14 protein-coding genes and 4 pseudogenes are annotated in these 17,147 nt (G+C 68.5%); 7 read left to right on the top strand and 11 right to left on the bottom strand.

Translation table 11 applies throughout. From position 1 onward, the window contains the following. The first annotated feature begins 8 nt into the window (after nucleotides 1-8). Entirely contained in the window at nucleotides 9-299 is a 291-nt protein-coding gene (locus tag ACGFU7_RS36645) for an ABC transporter ATP-binding protein (RefSeq protein WP_393701839.1), read from the top strand. Nucleotides 300-415: 116 nt separating this feature from the next. On the opposite strand, the gene ACGFU7_RS36640 is transcribed toward ACGFU7_RS36645, so the two are convergent. Beyond that, nucleotides 416-4,645 (bottom strand): S8 family serine peptidase, encoded by a 4,230-nt coding sequence (locus ACGFU7_RS36640; RefSeq protein ID WP_393701837.1) that lies wholly within the window; start codon nucleotides 4,643-4,645, stop codon nucleotides 416-418. Between the two features lie 91 nt (nucleotides 4,646-4,736). On the opposite strand from ACGFU7_RS36640, the gene ACGFU7_RS36635 reads away from it, so the two are divergent. Continuing rightward, nucleotides 4,737-5,699 carry a helix-turn-helix domain-containing protein gene (locus tag ACGFU7_RS36635; RefSeq protein ID WP_393701835.1) on the top strand — a complete coding sequence of 321 codons (963 nt, stop codon included), beginning with the start codon at nucleotides 4,737-4,739 and terminating at the stop codon, nucleotides 5,697-5,699. Between the two features lie 25 nt (nucleotides 5,700-5,724). Next, nucleotides 5,725-6,260: pseudogene (locus tag ACGFU7_RS36630) on the top strand (prolyl oligopeptidase family serine peptidase); the annotation flags it as partial. Between the two features lie 29 nt (nucleotides 6,261-6,289). On the opposite strand, the pseudogene ACGFU7_RS36625 reads toward ACGFU7_RS36630, so the two are convergent. From ACGFU7_RS36625 to ACGFU7_RS36600, 6 genes and pseudogenes are all read right to left on the bottom strand, one after another. After that, a pseudogene (locus tag ACGFU7_RS36625) lies at nucleotides 6,290-7,078 on the bottom strand (transposase family protein). Nucleotides 7,079-7,231: 153 nt separating this feature from the next. After that, nucleotides 7,232-7,765 (bottom strand): VOC family protein, encoded by a 534-nt coding sequence (locus ACGFU7_RS36620; protein WP_393701834.1) that lies wholly within the window; start codon nucleotides 7,763-7,765, stop codon nucleotides 7,232-7,234. 274 nt (nucleotides 7,766-8,039) lie between these two features. Next, the gene (locus tag ACGFU7_RS36615; protein WP_393701832.1) at nucleotides 8,040-8,357 is read right to left on the bottom strand and encodes a transposase; all 318 of its coding nucleotides are present in this window, start codon (nucleotides 8,355-8,357) and stop codon (nucleotides 8,040-8,042) included. Between the two features lie 94 nt (nucleotides 8,358-8,451). After that, nucleotides 8,452-8,712: pseudogene (locus tag ACGFU7_RS36610) on the bottom strand (transposase family protein); the annotation flags it as partial. Nucleotides 8,713-9,174: 462 nt separating this feature from the next. Further along, nucleotides 9,175-9,759, bottom strand: a complete 585-nt coding sequence (locus tag ACGFU7_RS36605; RefSeq protein ID WP_393701830.1) for a TerD family protein — start codon at nucleotides 9,757-9,759, stop codon at nucleotides 9,175-9,177. Between the two features lie 105 nt (nucleotides 9,760-9,864). Continuing rightward, entirely contained in the window at nucleotides 9,865-10,155 is a 291-nt protein-coding gene (locus tag ACGFU7_RS36600; RefSeq protein ID WP_393701828.1) for a hypothetical protein, read from the bottom strand. 262 nt (nucleotides 10,156-10,417) lie between these two features. Here ACGFU7_RS36600 and ACGFU7_RS36595 point away from each other — a divergent pair, with 262 nt between their 5' ends. From ACGFU7_RS36595 to ACGFU7_RS36580, 4 genes are all read left to right on the top strand, one after another. After that, nucleotides 10,418-10,726, top strand: coding sequence for a hypothetical protein (locus ACGFU7_RS36595; RefSeq protein ID WP_393701826.1), 309 nt, complete (start codon nucleotides 10,418-10,420; stop codon nucleotides 10,724-10,726). 555 nt (nucleotides 10,727-11,281) lie between these two features. Next, a complete protein-coding gene (locus tag ACGFU7_RS36590) occupies nucleotides 11,282-12,478 on the top strand; it encodes a ricin-type beta-trefoil lectin domain protein (RefSeq protein ID WP_393701824.1) in 1,197 nt (398 codons plus the stop codon). A 40-nt stretch (nucleotides 12,479-12,518) separates the two neighbouring features. After that, nucleotides 12,519-13,322 carry a zinc-binding dehydrogenase gene (locus ACGFU7_RS36585; RefSeq protein ID WP_393701822.1) on the top strand — a complete coding sequence of 268 codons (804 nt, stop codon included), beginning with the start codon at nucleotides 12,519-12,521 and terminating at the stop codon, nucleotides 13,320-13,322. 232 nt (nucleotides 13,323-13,554) lie between these two features. Further along, on the top strand, nucleotides 13,555-14,073 hold the full coding sequence (locus ACGFU7_RS36580) for a hypothetical protein (protein ID WP_393701820.1): 519 nt from the start codon (nucleotides 13,555-13,557) through the stop codon (nucleotides 14,071-14,073). 239 nt (nucleotides 14,074-14,312) lie between these two features. On the opposite strand, the gene ACGFU7_RS36575 is transcribed toward ACGFU7_RS36580, so the two are convergent. The 4 genes and pseudogenes from ACGFU7_RS36575 to pip form a co-directional block, all read right to left on the bottom strand. Then, entirely contained in the window at nucleotides 14,313-14,819 is a 507-nt protein-coding gene (locus ACGFU7_RS36575) for a DUF4232 domain-containing protein (protein WP_393701819.1), read from the bottom strand. A 186-nt stretch (nucleotides 14,820-15,005) separates the two neighbouring features. Further along, nucleotides 15,006-15,140, bottom strand: a pseudogene (locus ACGFU7_RS36570) (SAM-dependent methyltransferase); the annotation flags it as partial. Further along, nucleotides 15,119-15,565 (bottom strand): TnsA-like heteromeric transposase endonuclease subunit, encoded by a 447-nt coding sequence (locus ACGFU7_RS36565; RefSeq protein ID WP_393701919.1) that lies wholly within the window; start codon nucleotides 15,563-15,565, stop codon nucleotides 15,119-15,121. The pseudogene ACGFU7_RS36570 and the gene ACGFU7_RS36565, both read right to left, overlap by 22 nt. 578 nt (nucleotides 15,566-16,143) lie before the next feature. Further along, nucleotides 16,144-17,103 (bottom strand): prolyl aminopeptidase, encoded by a 960-nt coding sequence (pip, locus tag ACGFU7_RS36560; protein WP_393701918.1) that lies wholly within the window; start codon nucleotides 17,101-17,103, stop codon nucleotides 16,144-16,146. Nucleotides 17,104-17,147 lie beyond the last annotated feature (44 nt).

Genomic DNA, 17,147 nt, shown 5'->3' with positions numbered 1-17,147 from the left:
AACCCCAAGTGCTCGTCCTGGACGAGGCGGTGGCGGCGCTGGACGTATCGATCCGGGCGCCGATCCTCAACCTCCTTGCCGACATCCGCGAGCGGAGTGGCATCAGCTATGTCTTCATCTCCCACGACCTGGCCGTCGTCCATCAGATCAGCGACGACGCGATGGTGATGTCCGGCGGCCGAGTGGTGGAACGCGGTCCGACAGCGCAGCTTCTGCACGCGCCGGACACGGACTACACCAAGGCCTTGCTGGCCGCAGTACCCCACCCGGGCTGGAATCCGCACCGAAACCGCCGCTGAAGCGCCCGCGCTGGGCGGCCCGGCCGTCGTGGCTGTTGCGCTGATCCAGCGGCCGCGTCAACGCGTGGACCGGGCGCCCGGACAGAGGTTTCGTCCGGGCGCCCGGTCCGTAGTGATCAGTGGCGCAGGTTGAGACGGTGCACGCCGCCGTCGACGGTGCCGACGTAGAGCGTGCGACCGTCGGGGCTCGCGGCCAGTTTGGTGGTGTCGGTGTTCTGCAGGCCGGTTGAGATGTTGTGCCAGCTCAGACCGTGGTCGGTGCTGCGCAGTACGCCGCGGCCGCCTTGCAGGAGGCCGCTGGCCCCGGAGCTGGTGGTGGCCGCGTAGAGCGTGTCCTTGACCCGGAGCAGGTCGGAGACATGGATCGCGAGAGCGCCGGTGTCCGCGGTGCGGAAGGTCCGGCCGCCGTCGGTGCTGACGCGGACGCTCTCGCCGCCGACGACGAGACGCCGTCCGTCGAGGTCGATCGCGGTCACCGGGCCGTCGGCGACTTTGGTGACGGTCACCCCGCCGTCGTCAGACCGGTAGAGACCGGCGGTGTTGCCGAGCCACAGGCGCAGCGGATTTGCAGGGTCGCCCGCGATGGTGTCGAAGGAGCGCTCGTGGTAGAGGTTCTTCCACGTCGCGCCGCCGTCGCTGGTGGCGAACAGCCCCTGGCCCAGCAGGCTTTGGAAGCTGACCATGACCCGGTTCGGGTCGGCGGGGTGGACCAGGAGCGCCGTCGGCACCTCCGCCGAACTGCCCCTCTTCTCCCAAGTGGCACCGCCATCGCCGCTGCGCTCGACGGTGAATGAGCCGAACGCGGTGCGCCGCACCTTCCAGATTACCTTCGGATCCTTGGCCGACACGGAAAGTTGCGGGACGGTGACGCCCCTCCTGCCCTCGCCGCCCGACCGGCCCCACTCCGGGCTTGCGACGGGAAGGGCGGTGCGGTAGACCGCGCTGTCGGTGGCGGCGAGAAGATGGCCGTCACTGACCGCGAGATCGTTGACGGTCAGTCCCTGGACGCCGATCCGCCGATACCCGGTGCCGTCCGCGGCACCCCGGTAGAGACCGTCCTGCTCGCTGGAGACGGTGACGGAACCGTCGGCCCAACGGTCGTAGTCCATCGGTACCGCTGCGCGCGACGGCGCGGCGACCGTGGTCCACGTCTGCCCGTGGTCGCGGCTGAGACGGCCGCTGCCGGACAGCGTGCTCAGGTACAGGTCGTCACCCGAGATGGTCAGGCGGAGTCCGCCGTTCGTCATGGACAGCAGGGTGGTCCAGGTCTCTCCGCCGTCACGGGAACCGACAACTCCCCGGCCCGGGACATACACCGCCACGACCGAGGAGTCGGCGGCCAGCCCGCCGACGGTCTCGCCGGACGGGTCGAAGAGCAGGCGTGCCTCGCCGGGGTTGCCCGAGCCGATGCCGGAGCGGGCCCAGACGCCGTGATACGTCGTCATATAGAGGGTGTCGCCGACGACGGCGGCGGCGGTGATGCCGCCGGTGACGCCGGTCGGATACGTCGTCCAGTGGTCGCCCGCGTCCGTGCTGACCAGCAGTGCGTCCGAGGTGACCGCGACCAGGGTGCGGGTCCGTTCATCGGCGGCGAGCGCCGCGATGCGGGTGTCCGGGACGTCGAGCGTGCGCCAGGTCCGCCCGTTGTCATCGGTGCGCAGGATGGCGCCCCGGCGACTGCCGTCGTGAATGCTGTTCACGGCGTACCACCAGCGGTCAGGATTCTTCGCGTCCACCACGAGCGGACCCGTTCCGTCCGCGACGGGCAGTCGTCCCAACTGGCGCCAGGAGGCGCCGTTGTCGGTGGTCAGCCAGGGAGCCGCCTTCTGGTACTGGGTGAGGACGGCCTGCTTCGGCCGACTCGACGAGAGGGTGATGGAGCCGGCCTGGCTGTTGGGACCTACCGGCTTCCAGCGGTTCCTGCGGCTGTCGACCGGGGTGACCTCGAAGGCGCCGGCGCCGGTGAGCCGCTGCCCGGTGCCGGCGGTGCCGCGTACCGAGACCCGGTAGGCGCCGGCCACGCTGCCGGTCACCTCAGCCCGGTAGTAGCCGCTGGTGGGATCGAGCGTGGAAGTGACGTCGACGGCCTTGCCGCGAGGCGGGGTGACGGTGACGACCGGCGGTGCGGCCAGACGGGTCGGCGGGGCGATGTGCACGGTCGAGTGACCGTCGCTCGGGTCGGGTGCGGCCTGGACGGCCAGATACCGGACGGCGAGCAGGTAGGGCACCCCGATCGCCGATCCCCGGTCGGGAGTCGCCGTGAGACGGCCGCTGATCTCGGTGTCGGCCGCCGGTCGGGCGACGCGCAGCGAGACCGTGACGGTCGTGGTCCTCCCGGGCGGTACGGTGACCCGCTTCGGCGAGACGGTGGCCGGACCGTCGGTCCGCAGCGAGGTCGTGACCGGGCGCTTGCCGGAGTTCCGCAGCGTCACCTTCGCGGTGCCGCCGACGTGACGCCGGGACAGATCGGCGAGCCCGAACGACACCGAAGCCGGTGAGGCGCTGACCGTGACGGAGGCGGCCGCGGCCACATCGAGTCTGCCCGAGCCCTGCGTCGTGGGCCCGGTGCCGCTCAGCGGCTTCGCGGTGCCGATCAGTTCGGCCTTGATCTCGGCGGGCGTCCGGCCGGGGTGCAGCTGGCGCAGCAGGGCCGCGGCACCAGCGACGTGCGGGGCCGCCATCGACGTGCCCGACATGCGGTACTGGCCGGGCCCGTACAGTGCCTTGGGCACGGTGGAGCGGATCTCCACGCCCGGTGCGACCAGATCCGGCTTCAAACCGAAGCCCTGTGCGGGACCGCGTGAGGAGAACGAGGCGATCCGGTCGGTGGTGTCGGTGCCGCGCAGCGTCACCGAGGCCTTCCCGGCAGCGAGTCGGGCGCTCAACTCCGTGTACTGGGTCGAGTCGATGCCCATGACCACCAGGTGGTCCATGCGCAGCGAGTCGCCGGAGGCGTCGATCCGCGCGGACGAAGACGGCACCTGGGCCACTCCCGGCTCAGGGTTCACCTCCGGCGGCCGGACCTCTCCCGGTGCTCCGGCGACGAACACCGGGCCGTCGTTGGAGGGCAGGCCGGCCAGCACGGCGATCGCGCCGCGCTTCTCCGCCTCCTTCGCCCACTCCACGGCGCTGGCCGTCAGGTACCGGGCGTCGGAGGCGATGAGCATCTCGGCCCGTACGATCTTTCCGCGTACGTCGCCGACCCGCTTCCAGTCCTCGGCGGTGCCCTCGCCGACATCGACGAGCGGCGCCGTGACGGGGTGCTCCGGCGGGTTCGCGGACAGGATGCCGCGGTAGGTCTGGATCAACTCGGGTTTCTTGCCGGCCAGATAGGCGCTGGGCAGCCGCAGATTACTTGTCGACGCGCCGACCGCGACCACGCCGTCGGCCGTTGCGGGGCTGCTGACCGTACCCGTGCCCGGTCCGTCGTTGCCGGCCGCGGCCACCACGACCACACCGGCTTGTACGGCCGCGGTCGCGGCGCGGCCCAGCGGGTCGGTGCCGTCGCCGGGGCCGCCGAGGCTCATGTTGATGACATCGGCGCGGTGCGGGTTGGCCGGATCGGAGGCCGCCTCGATTCCGGCGATGATGTCCGACGTGTAGCCGGAGCCGTCGGCGTCCATCACCTTGTAGGCCAGCAGATTCGCGCCGGGCGCCACGCCGGTGACGCCGCCCTTCTCAGCCGCCTTGCCCGCGATGATGCCGGCGACGTGGGTGCCGTGGCCGTTGTCGTCCATCGGGTCCTCGTCACCATTGACGAAGTCGTGCCCGCCGACGACCTTGTGCCCCTTGCCGAGTCCGCCGCCCAGGTCGGGGTGGGTGTAGTCCACGCCGCTGTCCAGGATCGCGACGGTGGTCCCCTTGCCGGTGACGCGGCTTCCGGCCGGGTCCTTGCGTTGCCAGACGCCGGGTGCGCCGATCAGCGGCACGCTCACGTCCGTCTTCGTCAGCACCCGGGTGTCGGGGCGGACGGCGGTGACGCCCGGCAGCGAGGACAGTCGCCCCACCTCGGACGCGGGCACCGTCATTGCCACGGCATCGATGAGCAGACCCAGTTTGCGGGTCGCCGAAGGGTGCAGCCCGGCGCTCTTCGCCGAGCCGAGGAACGTCTCCTGCCGCGCGTCGAGCGCGCGGCGGGCGGCACCGACGCCGCGGGCGGCCTCGGCGGACAGCAGCGATCCACCGGGCGCGGCGGTGACCGCTGGGTTCCCGGACAGTTCGACGAGCACTCGTTGCGACGGATCGGGCGTGGACGCGTTGGCGGCACCCGGTGTCGCCGCCAACGTGCCGGCGAGAACAACGGCGGCGAGGGCGGCATGACGCGATCTTCGTGACTTCATTGCCATGCATAAAGGTCCTAGTGGTGAGGGCACTTGCCGCACAACTGATCTCCGTGGCCCATTGCTGCCGCTGGCACAATTGGGCCACCATCCGTCCATGACTCCCGAGACACCGCAACTCACGGCGGCAGGCATCGATCCGTTCGACGAGAGCGTCTACCGCGCCGTCCTGACCCGGCGGACGGCGGCGCCTGCCGAACTCACCGCGGATCTCGACTGTTCGGCCGAGCGCATCGCCAGGGCGCTGGACCGGCTCCGCGACCACGGGCTGGTCGGCCGGCTCGCCGGCTCCCGCCGCCGGTACGCCGCGATCGAGCCGGGCGCCGCCGTCGAGGCGCTGGTGCGGGCCAGAAGCAATGAGCTGGAGCGGGTCCGTTCGGCGGCCGACGAGCTGTCCCGGCTGTTCGCCGCCGCGCGCACCGGCGCGACCTATGAGGACGAGGTGGAGATCACCACCGGCAGTGAGGCGCTCGGCCGCTGGTTCGTCCGCCTTCAGCAGGAGGCCCACGAGGACGTGATGACCCTGGACCGGCCGCCGTACGCCCTGACCACTTCCAACCCGGTGGAGGCGACGGCGCTCGGCCGCGGCGTACGGTACCGCGCGGTCTACGCCCCCGAGGCCCTGGAATGGCCGGGCGTCCTCGACGACATCCGCGAGCTGGTCCGGCACGGCGAACAGGCCCGCGTCCTGCCCGGCCTGGGCATCAAACTCGCCATCGCCGACCGCAAGCTCGCCCTGATGCCGCTCTCCCTCGACCTCAACGACGTCCGCGCCGCGGTGATCCGCCCGTCCACCCTGCTCGATGCCCTCACCGGCTACTGGGAAATGTGCTGGAAGCAGGCTCTGCCCCTCAACGCCCCCGCCGAGGACCCCCTCGGCGAGGAGGACCGACTCGTCCTCACTCTCCTGGTCAGCGGCCTCAAGGACGAGGCGATAGCCCGCCAGCTCGGCTGGTCCGTCCGCACCATGCGCCGCCGCATCAGCCGCCTGCACGACCTCCTCGGCGCCGCCAACCGCTTCCAGGCCGGAGTGATCGCGGCCCGCCGCGGCTGGTTGTGAGACAGCACGCCGGCAGCAGGTGGGGCGGAAAGTCGAGGACTTCGCGGCCGTCGCCGCAGACCTCGTCGCGCGGGGCATCACCACCCCGGCCCTGCTGGGCGCCGCGGGGGAAGCGACGGCGGCCTGCTCATGGGCGCGATGATCACCCGTTACCCGCACCTGTTCGGCGCGATCGTCGCTCAGGTACCGCTGCTGGACATGCTTCGCTTTCACAAGCTCCTCGCCGGCGCGTCCTGGACCGCCGAGTACGGCAACCCGGACACCGAAGCCGATCGCCCCCACCTCCCTTCGCTCTCCCCCTACCACCAGCTCACCGCGGACCAGGTCTGCCCGCCGGTTCTTCTGACGACCTCCACCCGTGACGACCGCGTCCACCCCGGCCATGCCCGCAAAGCGGCCGCGCGTCTGCGCGAGCTCGGTCACCCGGTCCTGCTCCACGCGAACACCGGTGGTGGCCACGCGGGCGCCGGCGACAACGAACAGTCCGCCCACAACAAGGCCCTGGTGCATACCTTCTTGTGGCGGCACCTCACACAACCGGTGCGGTCGGCCGTCGGCTGACCGGGCCCCACTTCGTTTCCGCAGGTGAGTCACGAGATAGTGAGCGTTTTCCATCCTCGGGTCGAGCTGGTCAGATGCAGACGGAGGACGGCCTGGACGAGGTCCGTGATGCGGGTGGTCGAGCAACGAAACTTGCGGAGGAGCCGCCAGACTTGAGGGTGGCGACGGCTTGCTCGACGAGGGCCCGGATCTTCGCGTGGGATCGATTGACGGCCTGCTGCCCTGCAGAAGGCGTCTCCCGCTGGCCGCGACACGGAACAAAGACTGTGCCTCCGGCGCCTTGGTAGCCCTTGTTGGCCCAGCAGTTGACGCCACCCTCGCCAAGTGCGTCGATGATGCCGTGCCCGCGGGCCGCACGGACGTCGTGGACGGCCCCGGGCAGGGCTGGTGAGGCCATCGGCCGACGGCGGAAGGATCTGCTCTCACCTGCACGTTCATCCCGTGTTTCTTGTGCTTGCCTGAGTAGAAGGGCCGGTCGGCGGCGACCCGGTCGATCGGCAGCAACGCCCCGTCCAGCAGGACGAATGCTTTCGTCGACGCCGCCCGGATCGCCTCGGCGAGCGTCGGGGCGAGGGCGGCCAGGACCTCAACCTCCCTCGGTGATGCAGCGGTAGGCGGTGGTGGCACCCACGCCGAATCCGGCCGCGAGCTGCGCATACGAATGACCGTTGCGGAGATGGGCGACGGCGAGCAGGGCCTGCTGGCCTGCGCTCAGGCGCCGCCATCGCGTGCCCAGCCCGCGGCGGTTTTCCCGCAGGCGGGCGGAGGAAGCGGAGGGCGGAAGTGGACACGTCCGGCCCGGACGGGTGAACAAGCACATGAAGCCTCTGGCAGTGGCGGATTTCTTGGACGCGGACCCATCTGCCAGGGGGCCTCACCCCCTGCGTCAGGCCAACTGGCAGGCTGCCGAAGCCGGTTGGAAACGCTCACCGGCTACCGGGCCGGCCCATGCGAACCCTGACCAGCACGGGTCAGCCGGTTGTCCTGACAGGGGCACTGCTGCGTCCGTGGTCTCGACTGCTGAACTCGGCGTCGAGTGTCTCCTGAGCCACGCGCATGGCATCGGCGTAGACGGGGTCCTGCAGCCGCTTCCACATCTCGCCTTCAGAGACGTCCTCAACGCAGCTGACCACCCACCAGATGTTGCCGAAGGGGTCCTTGATACGCCCTCCGCGCTGTCCGAAGGCGTCGTCGGCCAGGGAAGTGACGACATGGCCGCCGGCTGCGACGGCTTGTGAAAACGCCTTGTCCGCGTCGGCGACGAACACGCGCAGCAGGCTCGGCATGGTGGGCCAGTCCGAGTGTCGGTCGAAGGCCAACACGACGGTGTCGCCGACTCGGATCTCACCGTGACCGATCAAGCCATCCTCGGTCGACACCCGCCCGAGCTCCTCACCCCCGAACGCCTGGGCGACGAAGTCGAGGAAAGCCCCCGTGTCGTCGGTGACGACCCAGGGCGCAACGGTGGTGTAGCCCTTCGGCGCGGCGTTGGTGTGCTCGGACATCACGGTCCTTTCGCTGATGTTGGTGGCCGGCAGCGACGATAGGCGTGAATTAGGTCAGTATCTGTCCGACATAGCGGCGAGCTTGGGTCGCAACCGGTGCTACCTCACGACTGCTCGCGCTGCTCGTGCCAGACCCCGTCATGCCCCTGGCCACGTCGGCCTGAGGTTGGAAAAGGCTCCCTACGTTGTTCTGCGGGATGCGGTGAGCCCTTCGTATGGTTGACCCGCCCAGGGGCGTCGGGGGTGGTTCAAAAGGCTCTGCCGCTTGTGGCTCTCAGTGATTGGCCGCCCGGCACCCCACGACTACTCGGCTGCCAATCAGGAATTGCGAATTCACAGTGAAGGCGTAATGCGCCTTCTTGTTCTGGGCCAAAAAGCGGGCATGCTCCCGCTGGGTGTGCAGCGCGTCGGCGGTGACCGTCACTCCGGCCAGGTCATATGACTCCAACAGGGCGGCGAAGCGGGTGATTTCATTGGTCTTGCCAGGCACCCGCAGCTGGGTGACGGTCATCCCCGCATCCATCATCGCGGCCAGCAGGTGGGCGGCCGGGCCATCGCCGGTGCGCGAGCCGCGGGCGCTCTTGCCGTCCACCGCCAGGGTGTCGGCCCCGGTCGGGGTCGGCCCCGAGCAGATCGGCGAACCCGCCCGGGCAGACGGCGTTCAGGACGCGGCGGATGGTCGCCGCGCTCGGCGCGATGCGAACGCCGAGCCGGGCGAGGGCGTCCTGCGGGGCGCTGCAGGCCCACTGCCCGATCGCCGCGAACGATCGGGCTCCGGTCAGCACCGCCGAGCAGGCGATCAGCAGCACGCTGACGAACGAGTGACGCTTCCCGCGCCGATCGCGCGGATCAGCCAGCGTGGCCAGCCGCTGCGGCAGTCCCACGAGCGCACGGTGCTGACGCGAGCGCGACTTGATCTGGCAGACGCTGGCAGACTGGCGGCACATCGAAGCTCCGTTGGGCGAAGGCGACTTGGGAAGGTCACCTGCACAACGGAGCTTCGTTGCGTACGTCGCGCGCCCACCGGACATCGTCATACCGTCGTGACCTGCACACCTACAAGATCACCTCGACTTTGAAATCGCCCTGGCCAGGTCGATGCCCCCCGGTCGGTGATGTCGAGACCGTTGCCTTGGTTGTCCCGACGCCAGACCTTGGCGGGTTTGAGGTGTCCGACGTCGACTGCGCGCTGATGGAGCCGGACAGGCTCGCCAGCGCGCCCCTCGAATCGCCCGGTCGGTCGGTGGATGTCTGGCGGGCGTGGATTGCGGGCGCCAACTCGGACGCTGCCACCGAGTTCAAGCCGTCTTTGTCGCCTACGAAACGGGGCTGGCCAGTGCCGGTGAACGCGCGACCGCCCGGCGGCCGACCGAACAGTCGTGGACCGGGACCGGGCTGGTCGTTGCGCGCTACTTGCTGACGGCGAAGCGCATCAGGGCGTGCTCGTTGCCCTGCTTGATCTTCCCCGTCGTATTGATCACTTCGAGCTTCCAGCTGTCGCTGACGCGTATGGCCTTGGCCACGGCGCAGCCGTTGTCCTGGGTGAGCAGGCTCGGCCAGATGTCGGCGACCTGCTGGGAACTGCCCCCGGTCGCGTCGTACACCTTGAAGCTGATGTTGCGCGCCTTCTGGAAGGAACTGCCCTTCTTGTAGGCGGCGGCGACGAACACTATCGACGTGATGTTGGGCGGGATCCGCGCGAACTCGACCGTCACCGTCTCGTCGTCGCCGTCCCCGCGCCCGGTCTGATTGTCGCCGCTGTGAACCAAGGAGCCGTTACCCATGGGATCGAGGGAATCGAGTCCCGCCAGGCGCACCGGATCCCCGCCTTGCATCGCGATGGCGATCAGGTCGAGGTCGGTACCGGACTTGCGGCGGAGCATTCCCATCATCCCGCCGCTGCTGCCGGCGGTGGGATCCCAGGACACTCCGATGGACAGATGGGTCACTCCGTCCAGATCCGCCGGGCCGTCTTCTTTCTTGAGCGTAATCATGCGTGAATCTTCCTCTTGACGACGTGACTGCGACAAACAGAGTGTGCCTGGGGCATTCGGAGTTCTGCACACCTGGTCCGTCGATTGCCGTTTCGTCCTATTACGTCATGTTCCGGTACAAGGCCACGCCGGGGCTGCGAAACTCGTCCCCACGGCACAGGAATACCCTCCGGCGGCTGCGTGGCCGGTGGTGTCGCTGGTGCGGTCGATGGTGCAGCGGGCGATGTGGTGCAGTACGACGATTTCGTACTGGAGAGGGCTTGTGGTGGAGATGCGGAGCCGTTTCGTGTGGTGGCGGACGATGCCGGCGAACAGATCCCAGGCGTAGGCGGTCGGGGCGGGGCGCATCAGGATGTCGGACCAGTGGGCGGCCAGTTCGCCGAAGGCCCGGCTCATCAGGTTCTCGGTTCCTGCGGGGCGTGTGTGCTGTGGCGCAGGTGATCACGTCGGAGGATGCGGACGGGCGGTCGTACGTGCGCAGGGCGATGAAGAAGCTGGGCGAGTTGGCTCGGCGGAGACGAACGGAGACGAACGGAGACGAACGGAGACGAACGGAGCCGACGGGCCACTGAAAGGCGCGCACGGCAGCCGGGCAAGTCTGCCTCGCTGCGGGGAAGCGTCCCTGCGGGAAGGCTTGCCCGCGGTGCAGCATGCCGGGGTGAGGAAGCGAGGTGACCATGTGCGGGGGTTCGACGTCGGCGAGACAGTGGTGCGGCGGGACATGTACCTCGGCCGGGTGTGGAGCGAACAGGCGCTGCGCGTCATCGAGGACAGCGATGCCGAGCTGGTGACCGCGTGCGGCCCGGGTGCCGAGGCGCGGTGGGCGTCGCTGTACGCCAAGGCTCGCGCTGGGGATGCCCGCGCGGTGCGCACGCCGGCGTTCGACGCGATGGCGACGGGGGAGTGGGAGCTTGCGCCCGGCCTGTGGCAGGACACCGAGCTGCTGCTGCGGAAGCCGCCGACGTGAGTGTTCAGGATCGACGCCTTCTTCACCGGCGCAGGGCTGCGGAACCGGTACGTCAACGAAGAAGCCCCGTCATGCCGCCTGACGCATGAATTCCTCAGGATTCACACAGGGGCCGTGCTCACTCATGTCATCGTGGTGAAGGCATCGACTCCGGTGAGTTCGGCTGACAACGGTGGGGTCGTTGCGGCGGGGTCGCTGGTGCGTGGCATGATCCAGCCGTGGCGATCACGGCTAATCGAGCAATCCTCGTGCATCAGCTGTTTACGGGGGTCTCCAACGGATGAGCGCTTGGGGTGGCGGCGCTTCATTCAGTCCGCAGACCGGGAACCTGCGCAGATCCTGTTGCGTTGTCCACGGCTGGTCGCTCTTCGCCGTTGGTCCATGCGATGTTCGAAGTACGCGTACTTGCTGAGCCCCGGGTGCGGTACGACGGCGGACGCGGTGCGCCGCGGGCGCGAAGCCATCGATACCTGTCTCATACCATCCGACCGCCTGAAACGTGTCGTCGTACCCATCCGAACAGGCCCTTTGGCCCCACACCACAGGGAGAACCCCGTGACGTCCTCAGCAGAGAACCGGCAGACGTCGGCACCCCGCGCGGAAGAGGCGACCCCCCACGCACTGGCGCCGGGCAGCACAGCAGTGTCGGCCCTGCCCGCCTCCGCGGGCCTGTCTGCCGAGGGCGAGGGCTCCGTCACCAGCTCTCGGTCAGCCGCCTCCTCCCCCTCTCCCGCTTCTACCGGCGGAGCCCAGCAGCAGGAGAACAGTGGTGCGAGGCGTCCCGAAGGCAAGAGCGGCGAGAAGGACGCCAACACGGAGGCCGAGGAGTCGCATCCGGCTTCCGCGACGGCGCATCAGGCCGATGCCACCGGACTCGGCCAGCGGGCTTCACATGCCGCTCAGAACGACGTCTCGACGCTCGTCACCACCACTTCGGACCAGGAGACCCGCCAGAGCGAGCAGGCCGGTCGGCCCGGCAAGGCTGCTCTGGCGGGGGCTGCCATCGCGGGCGCGCTCCTCATATCCGTTCCCTTCCTCCTGATGGGCGAGCACGACAGCGCGCACCAGGCGAAGGCGGGTGACGCGCCCGGCACCCTGCTGGGCGGCGGCGAGGAGACGGGGGCGCCCGGAGCGTTCGTCTCGGCCGTTCCCACACCTCGGCGAGACGGGAACGTGGAGAAGGAGAGCGGTACGAACACGACTGAACGGCCGCGAGTCGCCAGTACCCCTGCCAAGGCGCAGGAATCCCAGAGCGACAGCAAGGCCGGGACGGCAAGCAAGGAGAAGGCCGGGAAGCAGAACAGCGCCCCGCGGAAGGTGAGCAAGGATGCCTCGACGACAACGGGGGCCGGTGAGGTGAGCCTCGGTGCTGCCCTCTCCCTGAAGAGTCACGAGTCCCAACGCTGCATCGATGTCCCCTTCAGCCGGTTCGACGACGGCGTCGCTCTGCAGATCTGGAGCTGTTCGGGCTCCGCCGGCCAGAAGTGGCAGTTCGCGGGCGACGGCACGCTGCGGATCAAGGGCATGTGCATGGATGTCGCCCAAGCGAGCTGGAGCGACGGCACCACCATTCAGCTCGCACGCTGCAATGGCAATCCCGCCCAGCAATTCCGGCTCAACGAGAGTCACGACCTGGTCAACCCGGCGGCCGACAAGTGTGTGGATGTCAGGGACCACGGAACAGGGGACGGAGCCCGGTTGCAACTGTGGCAGTGCGTAGGCCAGGACAACCAGAAGTGGAGTATCGGTTGAGCCGCACCGGCTCGCGCCCGACATGAATATCCGGGGAGGAGTGACGCATGCCGCCTTCGTCGTCGGCATGGACGGGGTGCCGCGGCCGGCGCCACGCCGGAGCGAACACGTGGGCATGCGCAAACAGCGGCAGGGCGGCATGTCAGAGGATGGCATCTACGCCGACCGCGCCATCGTGCGGGAGGGCGCGGTGCTGTCCCGGCCCGCGGGGATGGACGCACCAACCGGGGCCGCTGTGTGGATGTCCTATCTCACCGCCTACGGCGCGCTGATCGAGGTCGGCCGGGCCCGGCCGGGCGACCACGTACTCATCACCGCGGCGTCCAGCAGTGTGGGCACGGCCGCCATTCAGATCGCCGGTCAGATCGGGGCCATACCGATCGCCGTGACCCGCGCCGAGGCCAAGGCCGAGCAACTGGTACGGACAGGCGCCGCCCATGTCATCGCGACCGACCACGACGACCTGGCCGACCGCGTCAAGGACATCACCGGCGGGGAGGGCGCCCGCATCGTGTTCGACTCGATCGGCGGCCCGGGCCTGACCCAACTCGCCCAACTCGTGGCCTGCGACGGCGCGCTGATCGTGTACGGCTGGCTCGACCCACGCCCTGCTCCGCTGCCCATGAACTGGCCGCTGAACGTCCACGGTTACGGCGTCCACCACGTCATCCAGGATCCCGATCGCACCCCCCGGGCTCATGCCTTCATCACCGCCGGCTTGCGCACCGGCGCACTCGCACCCGTGATTGACCGCACCTTCGACCTGTCCGCCATCGCTGACGCCCACCGTCACATGGAGGCCAACGGTCAGGTCGGCAAGGTCATCGTCACCGTCCGGCACTGAAGCGGACGGAGCCCCTACCGGGCAGCCATCGCGAGGGCGGGCGAGCCCAACGTCAGTCCCACCGGGACGCGGTCCACCGGGCCCAACACAGGCTCCGAAGCTTGACTTCTCCATTGGGAAGCCCCTGAGCGTGAGGGTTGGCCAGAGTGGGCGCAGGTTGGCCGCAGGACAGCGGTGGCCAGTTCTGACCTGCGGTTTTACTCAGACGGGGCGCTGGGTGATGCTGCTCGGTATGCAGCATGTGCTCACTCACTGGGACAGTTCCTTCATCAACTTCAAGGAGTTCGACTTTCCGGACGGACGAGGCCACGGATACCGATGGGTTCACATCAAGCGCTTCCACCTGCCGGACGCCTCGCCGACCGACCAGGACCTGCTGGCCGCCTTGATCGCCCACCCGGAGTTCAGAGACACGTACGACGGAGCCGGCGTCTGGCTCGAGCCGCGCCACGGTCAGTGGTGGTCGGACCGGATCACTCCCGGCACGTATTGCGCCATCGACGAGTCGAGCGCGACCGGCAGGTTTCACACATGGGCGACCAGCGGTGTACCTCTTCCTCCAGATCTGGACGCGAGGCTGCATGAGGCGGTCTACACCCCCATCCATCAGGCGACGAGCCGATACGCACTCGGAGCTCTCCCCGAGGACGCACACCATGACTACGGCCCGATCCACATCAAATTTCATGAGCTCGTGCTCACTGACCGCCACGCCGGCACCCTCGCCCTCCTGGTCGCCGCTGACGACTGAGAGGGCTGTTGCTCCGAGCCGTCAGACCGACCATCGCGTCGCACCGCGATGAGCGCTCTACTTGGCATAGCGGGCCAACCAGGGCGTTTCTTCTGGATCGCCTCGCCGACCAGATGAAGATGCCCACTTACGAGAAGACGTTACGTTTGAGGCCGTTCGGCGGTACGCCGCACACGAAAGACCCGGTGTGTCCCGCCGCCGTGACACTGCCGCGGGACGCACCGGGGTGGGGGAGGAGGTCAGGCGCCGCGCTGGACCGGACCGATGAGGGTACCGGTGGCCACCTTGAGCTTGCCCTGGGCGACGGACGTGCCGGGGATCTCCCCGTCCGGAGCCTGGAGCGTGAACGATGCCTCCCCCGCGGCGGTGCTGCGGCCGCTGCTGGGAATCTGGATATCGAAGTGCACCGGGTGGCCCGGGCCGAAGGTCACCACGGTTGCCTGGTTGCCGTAGTGGCCAGCGGCGACCCCGATCTCCGAACCGCGGTTCGAGAACCGCACGTTGGTTGGCGAACCGGCCAGCTTGCACGGCTCGTACCCGCGCGGCACGGTCAGCGTCACGCGGTAGTGGTGGTGCCCTGCGCTGGCGGGCGCCTCGGTGATCTTCGCGGTGTGGTTGGCCGGCCGGCAGGCCGAAGGGGCGACGCTGCCGACCGTTGCGGGCGAAGCCTGCGCGACTCCCGCACCAGCAGCACCCGTCAGCGCAGTCGCGGCGACGGTGACGGCGAACTTCCAGTTCGTACTCATCCTGAACACTCCTTGCCTTGCTTAATGGCTCTGCGGGTGTTCTCCGTCAGAACCATGGTCAACACGATTCCTGCCCCTCAACCCTTGCCGGGAATGTCTCAGGATTGACACGGCCGTGCGGCCAGGTGTGTGCAACCCATACGTACCGTTGAAGTTCGATCACACGCCTGAAGGGCCGGGCCGCCTCTCGACCTCCTGCCGCTCACGGAAGCGCAATGTCGAGTCCGACGTCAGCACCTGGCCGTCCGCAGCGAATACATAAGTCCACCGGAACGTCACCAGCGGCCAACTCACCTCGATCAGCTCGACCCTGCTCTCGACGCCCAGCCGCGCGACAGGATGGCCTCGCGTGCCCAGTCGAGCGCGAAGTTCACCTTCGGCCGGGTGAGCAGGTGCCGCGGCTTGACGTCCACGACCAACGGCGCGTCCTTCTCACGCAGCACGAGAAAGTACGGGACATGACGGCGCCTGCGCCCGTCCATGGTGGTGGAGAGGAGAAACGGCTGGGCGAAGACCGCTGTCACGTCCTGGTCGAAGTCGGCGTAAAGCAAGCGCGTCAGCTCCAGCGGTGACTCGTAGACAACATGGGAACGCATGGTGGAAGACCAATGCGTACCCGAGTAGTGCCTTTGTCCGTAGCGCCAGCGGAACGCACGCCACGGTGTCGAGGGCTCGAAGGCATCCACGCCCGACGTCGACCAATCCAGGTCCTCGTCGATCTTCCCGTCCGTACGACGAAGACTCATCGAGACCTCGCCAACCACACGCGACATGCCCCACCCCTGAGCAGCAAGAGCGGGGAGCGGAACCCCCAGTCTCGACCAGCTGAGACATCTCCACGTTCAAGCCGGAGAGCACCGCTGCACAGAGCGAGAGCGGGATCAGCACCATCACGAGCGAATGATCGGAAGGGAGTTCGTCTTGCCGTGCTGTCCCTTGGGCCGGACAAAGGCCACCGTCAATGAGAAAGGGACGGGCGAAATGCGAACCTACACGACGTGTAGGTTCGCATTTCCGCAGTCCTCTCGCATGCTCCCCGATCTGCAGTGAGCCTTTCCAATCTGCCGCAGTGGCATGGGCGTTGAGCTGACAGGCGAGCGAAGCCGCTGGTAGGTGGGTTGTGAGTAGGGGAGTTCGTCGATCTGCTCAGTGCAATACGATCGATTCGACCCGGGCGAACCGTCAGACGTAGGAGCAGAAGCCGTGGGCCAACCGCGTCCGGGGCCGAGTCACCGTCTCGGGCCGGTTACTGGCGGCCAGGCTCGCCGGCTACGCGGAGCGGGGCCCGAAGGCCAGGTTCGCGTTCCTTTATGTGCCCTGAGGATCACCCGTTCTTGAACTCCTCGATGGCCGCCCGGGTTGTCTGGTTCGCCGCGTCGCTTCCGGCGTGTCCTGCGTCTTCGATGATGTGGAGGCGTGCGTCTGGCCACGCCTTCGCCAGTTCCCACGCCGTCTGTACCGGGCTGCCCATGTCGTGTCGTCCGTGGACGAGCACCGCCGGGATCCCGGCCAGCTTGTGTGCGTTGCGCAGCAGTTGATCCTCCTCCAGCCACGCGCCGTTGCCGAAGAAGTGGGCACAGATCCGTACGAACGCTATCTGCGCGTCGACCTCCTTATTGCTGTACATGCCGGGCACGCCGTTGGGCTCGTTCGAGATGACCGCGTCTTCCCAGGCGAGCCAGCCGGCAGCGGCCTTCTCCCGGATCGCCCGGTCGGGGTTCTCCATCAGCCGCGCGTAGGCCGCCAGCAAGTCGCCGTCGCGCTCGTCCTCAGGGGCGCCGTCGCGGAAACGGTCCCATGCCTCGGGGTAGAAGCGTCCGGCGCCCCGGTAGAGCCAGTCGGTCTCGGTACGGCGGGTCATCGTCACCGCCTGGATGACGATCTCACTGACCCGCTCGGGGTGCTGTTGCGCATAGGCCAGAATGAGCGTCGAGCCCCAGGAGGCGCCGTTCAGCAACCACCTCTCGATACCGAAGTGCTCGCGCAGCCGCTCCATGTCGTCGATCAGGTGCTGCGTGGTGTTGAGACTCATGTCCGCCGCCGGGTCGCTGGCGTGCGGAGTACTACGCCCGCAGTTGCGCTGGTCGAAGCGTATGACGCGATAGCGCTCGGGATCCCAGGCCCTCGTCGGCCGCTGCGGCGCGCCCGACCCCGGGCCGCCGTGGACGTTCAGGGCGGGCTTGCCTTCGGGGTTGCCGAGCTGTTCGTAGTAGATGCGGTTGCCGTCTCCGGCTTCGAGAAAACCATGGTCGTAGGGGCTGGTCGGAGGATAGAGATCAACCATGACCGTCGATCCTACGGAACTGATCGTGGTTGAGCTCTGCAATT

It is taken from the genome of Streptomyces sp. NPDC048473 (genome assembly GCF_043200155.1).
Taxonomy (GTDB): Bacteria; Actinomycetota; Actinomycetes; order Streptomycetales; family Streptomycetaceae; genus Streptomyces.
This window is presented reverse-complemented; position numbering and strand designations above follow the sequence as displayed.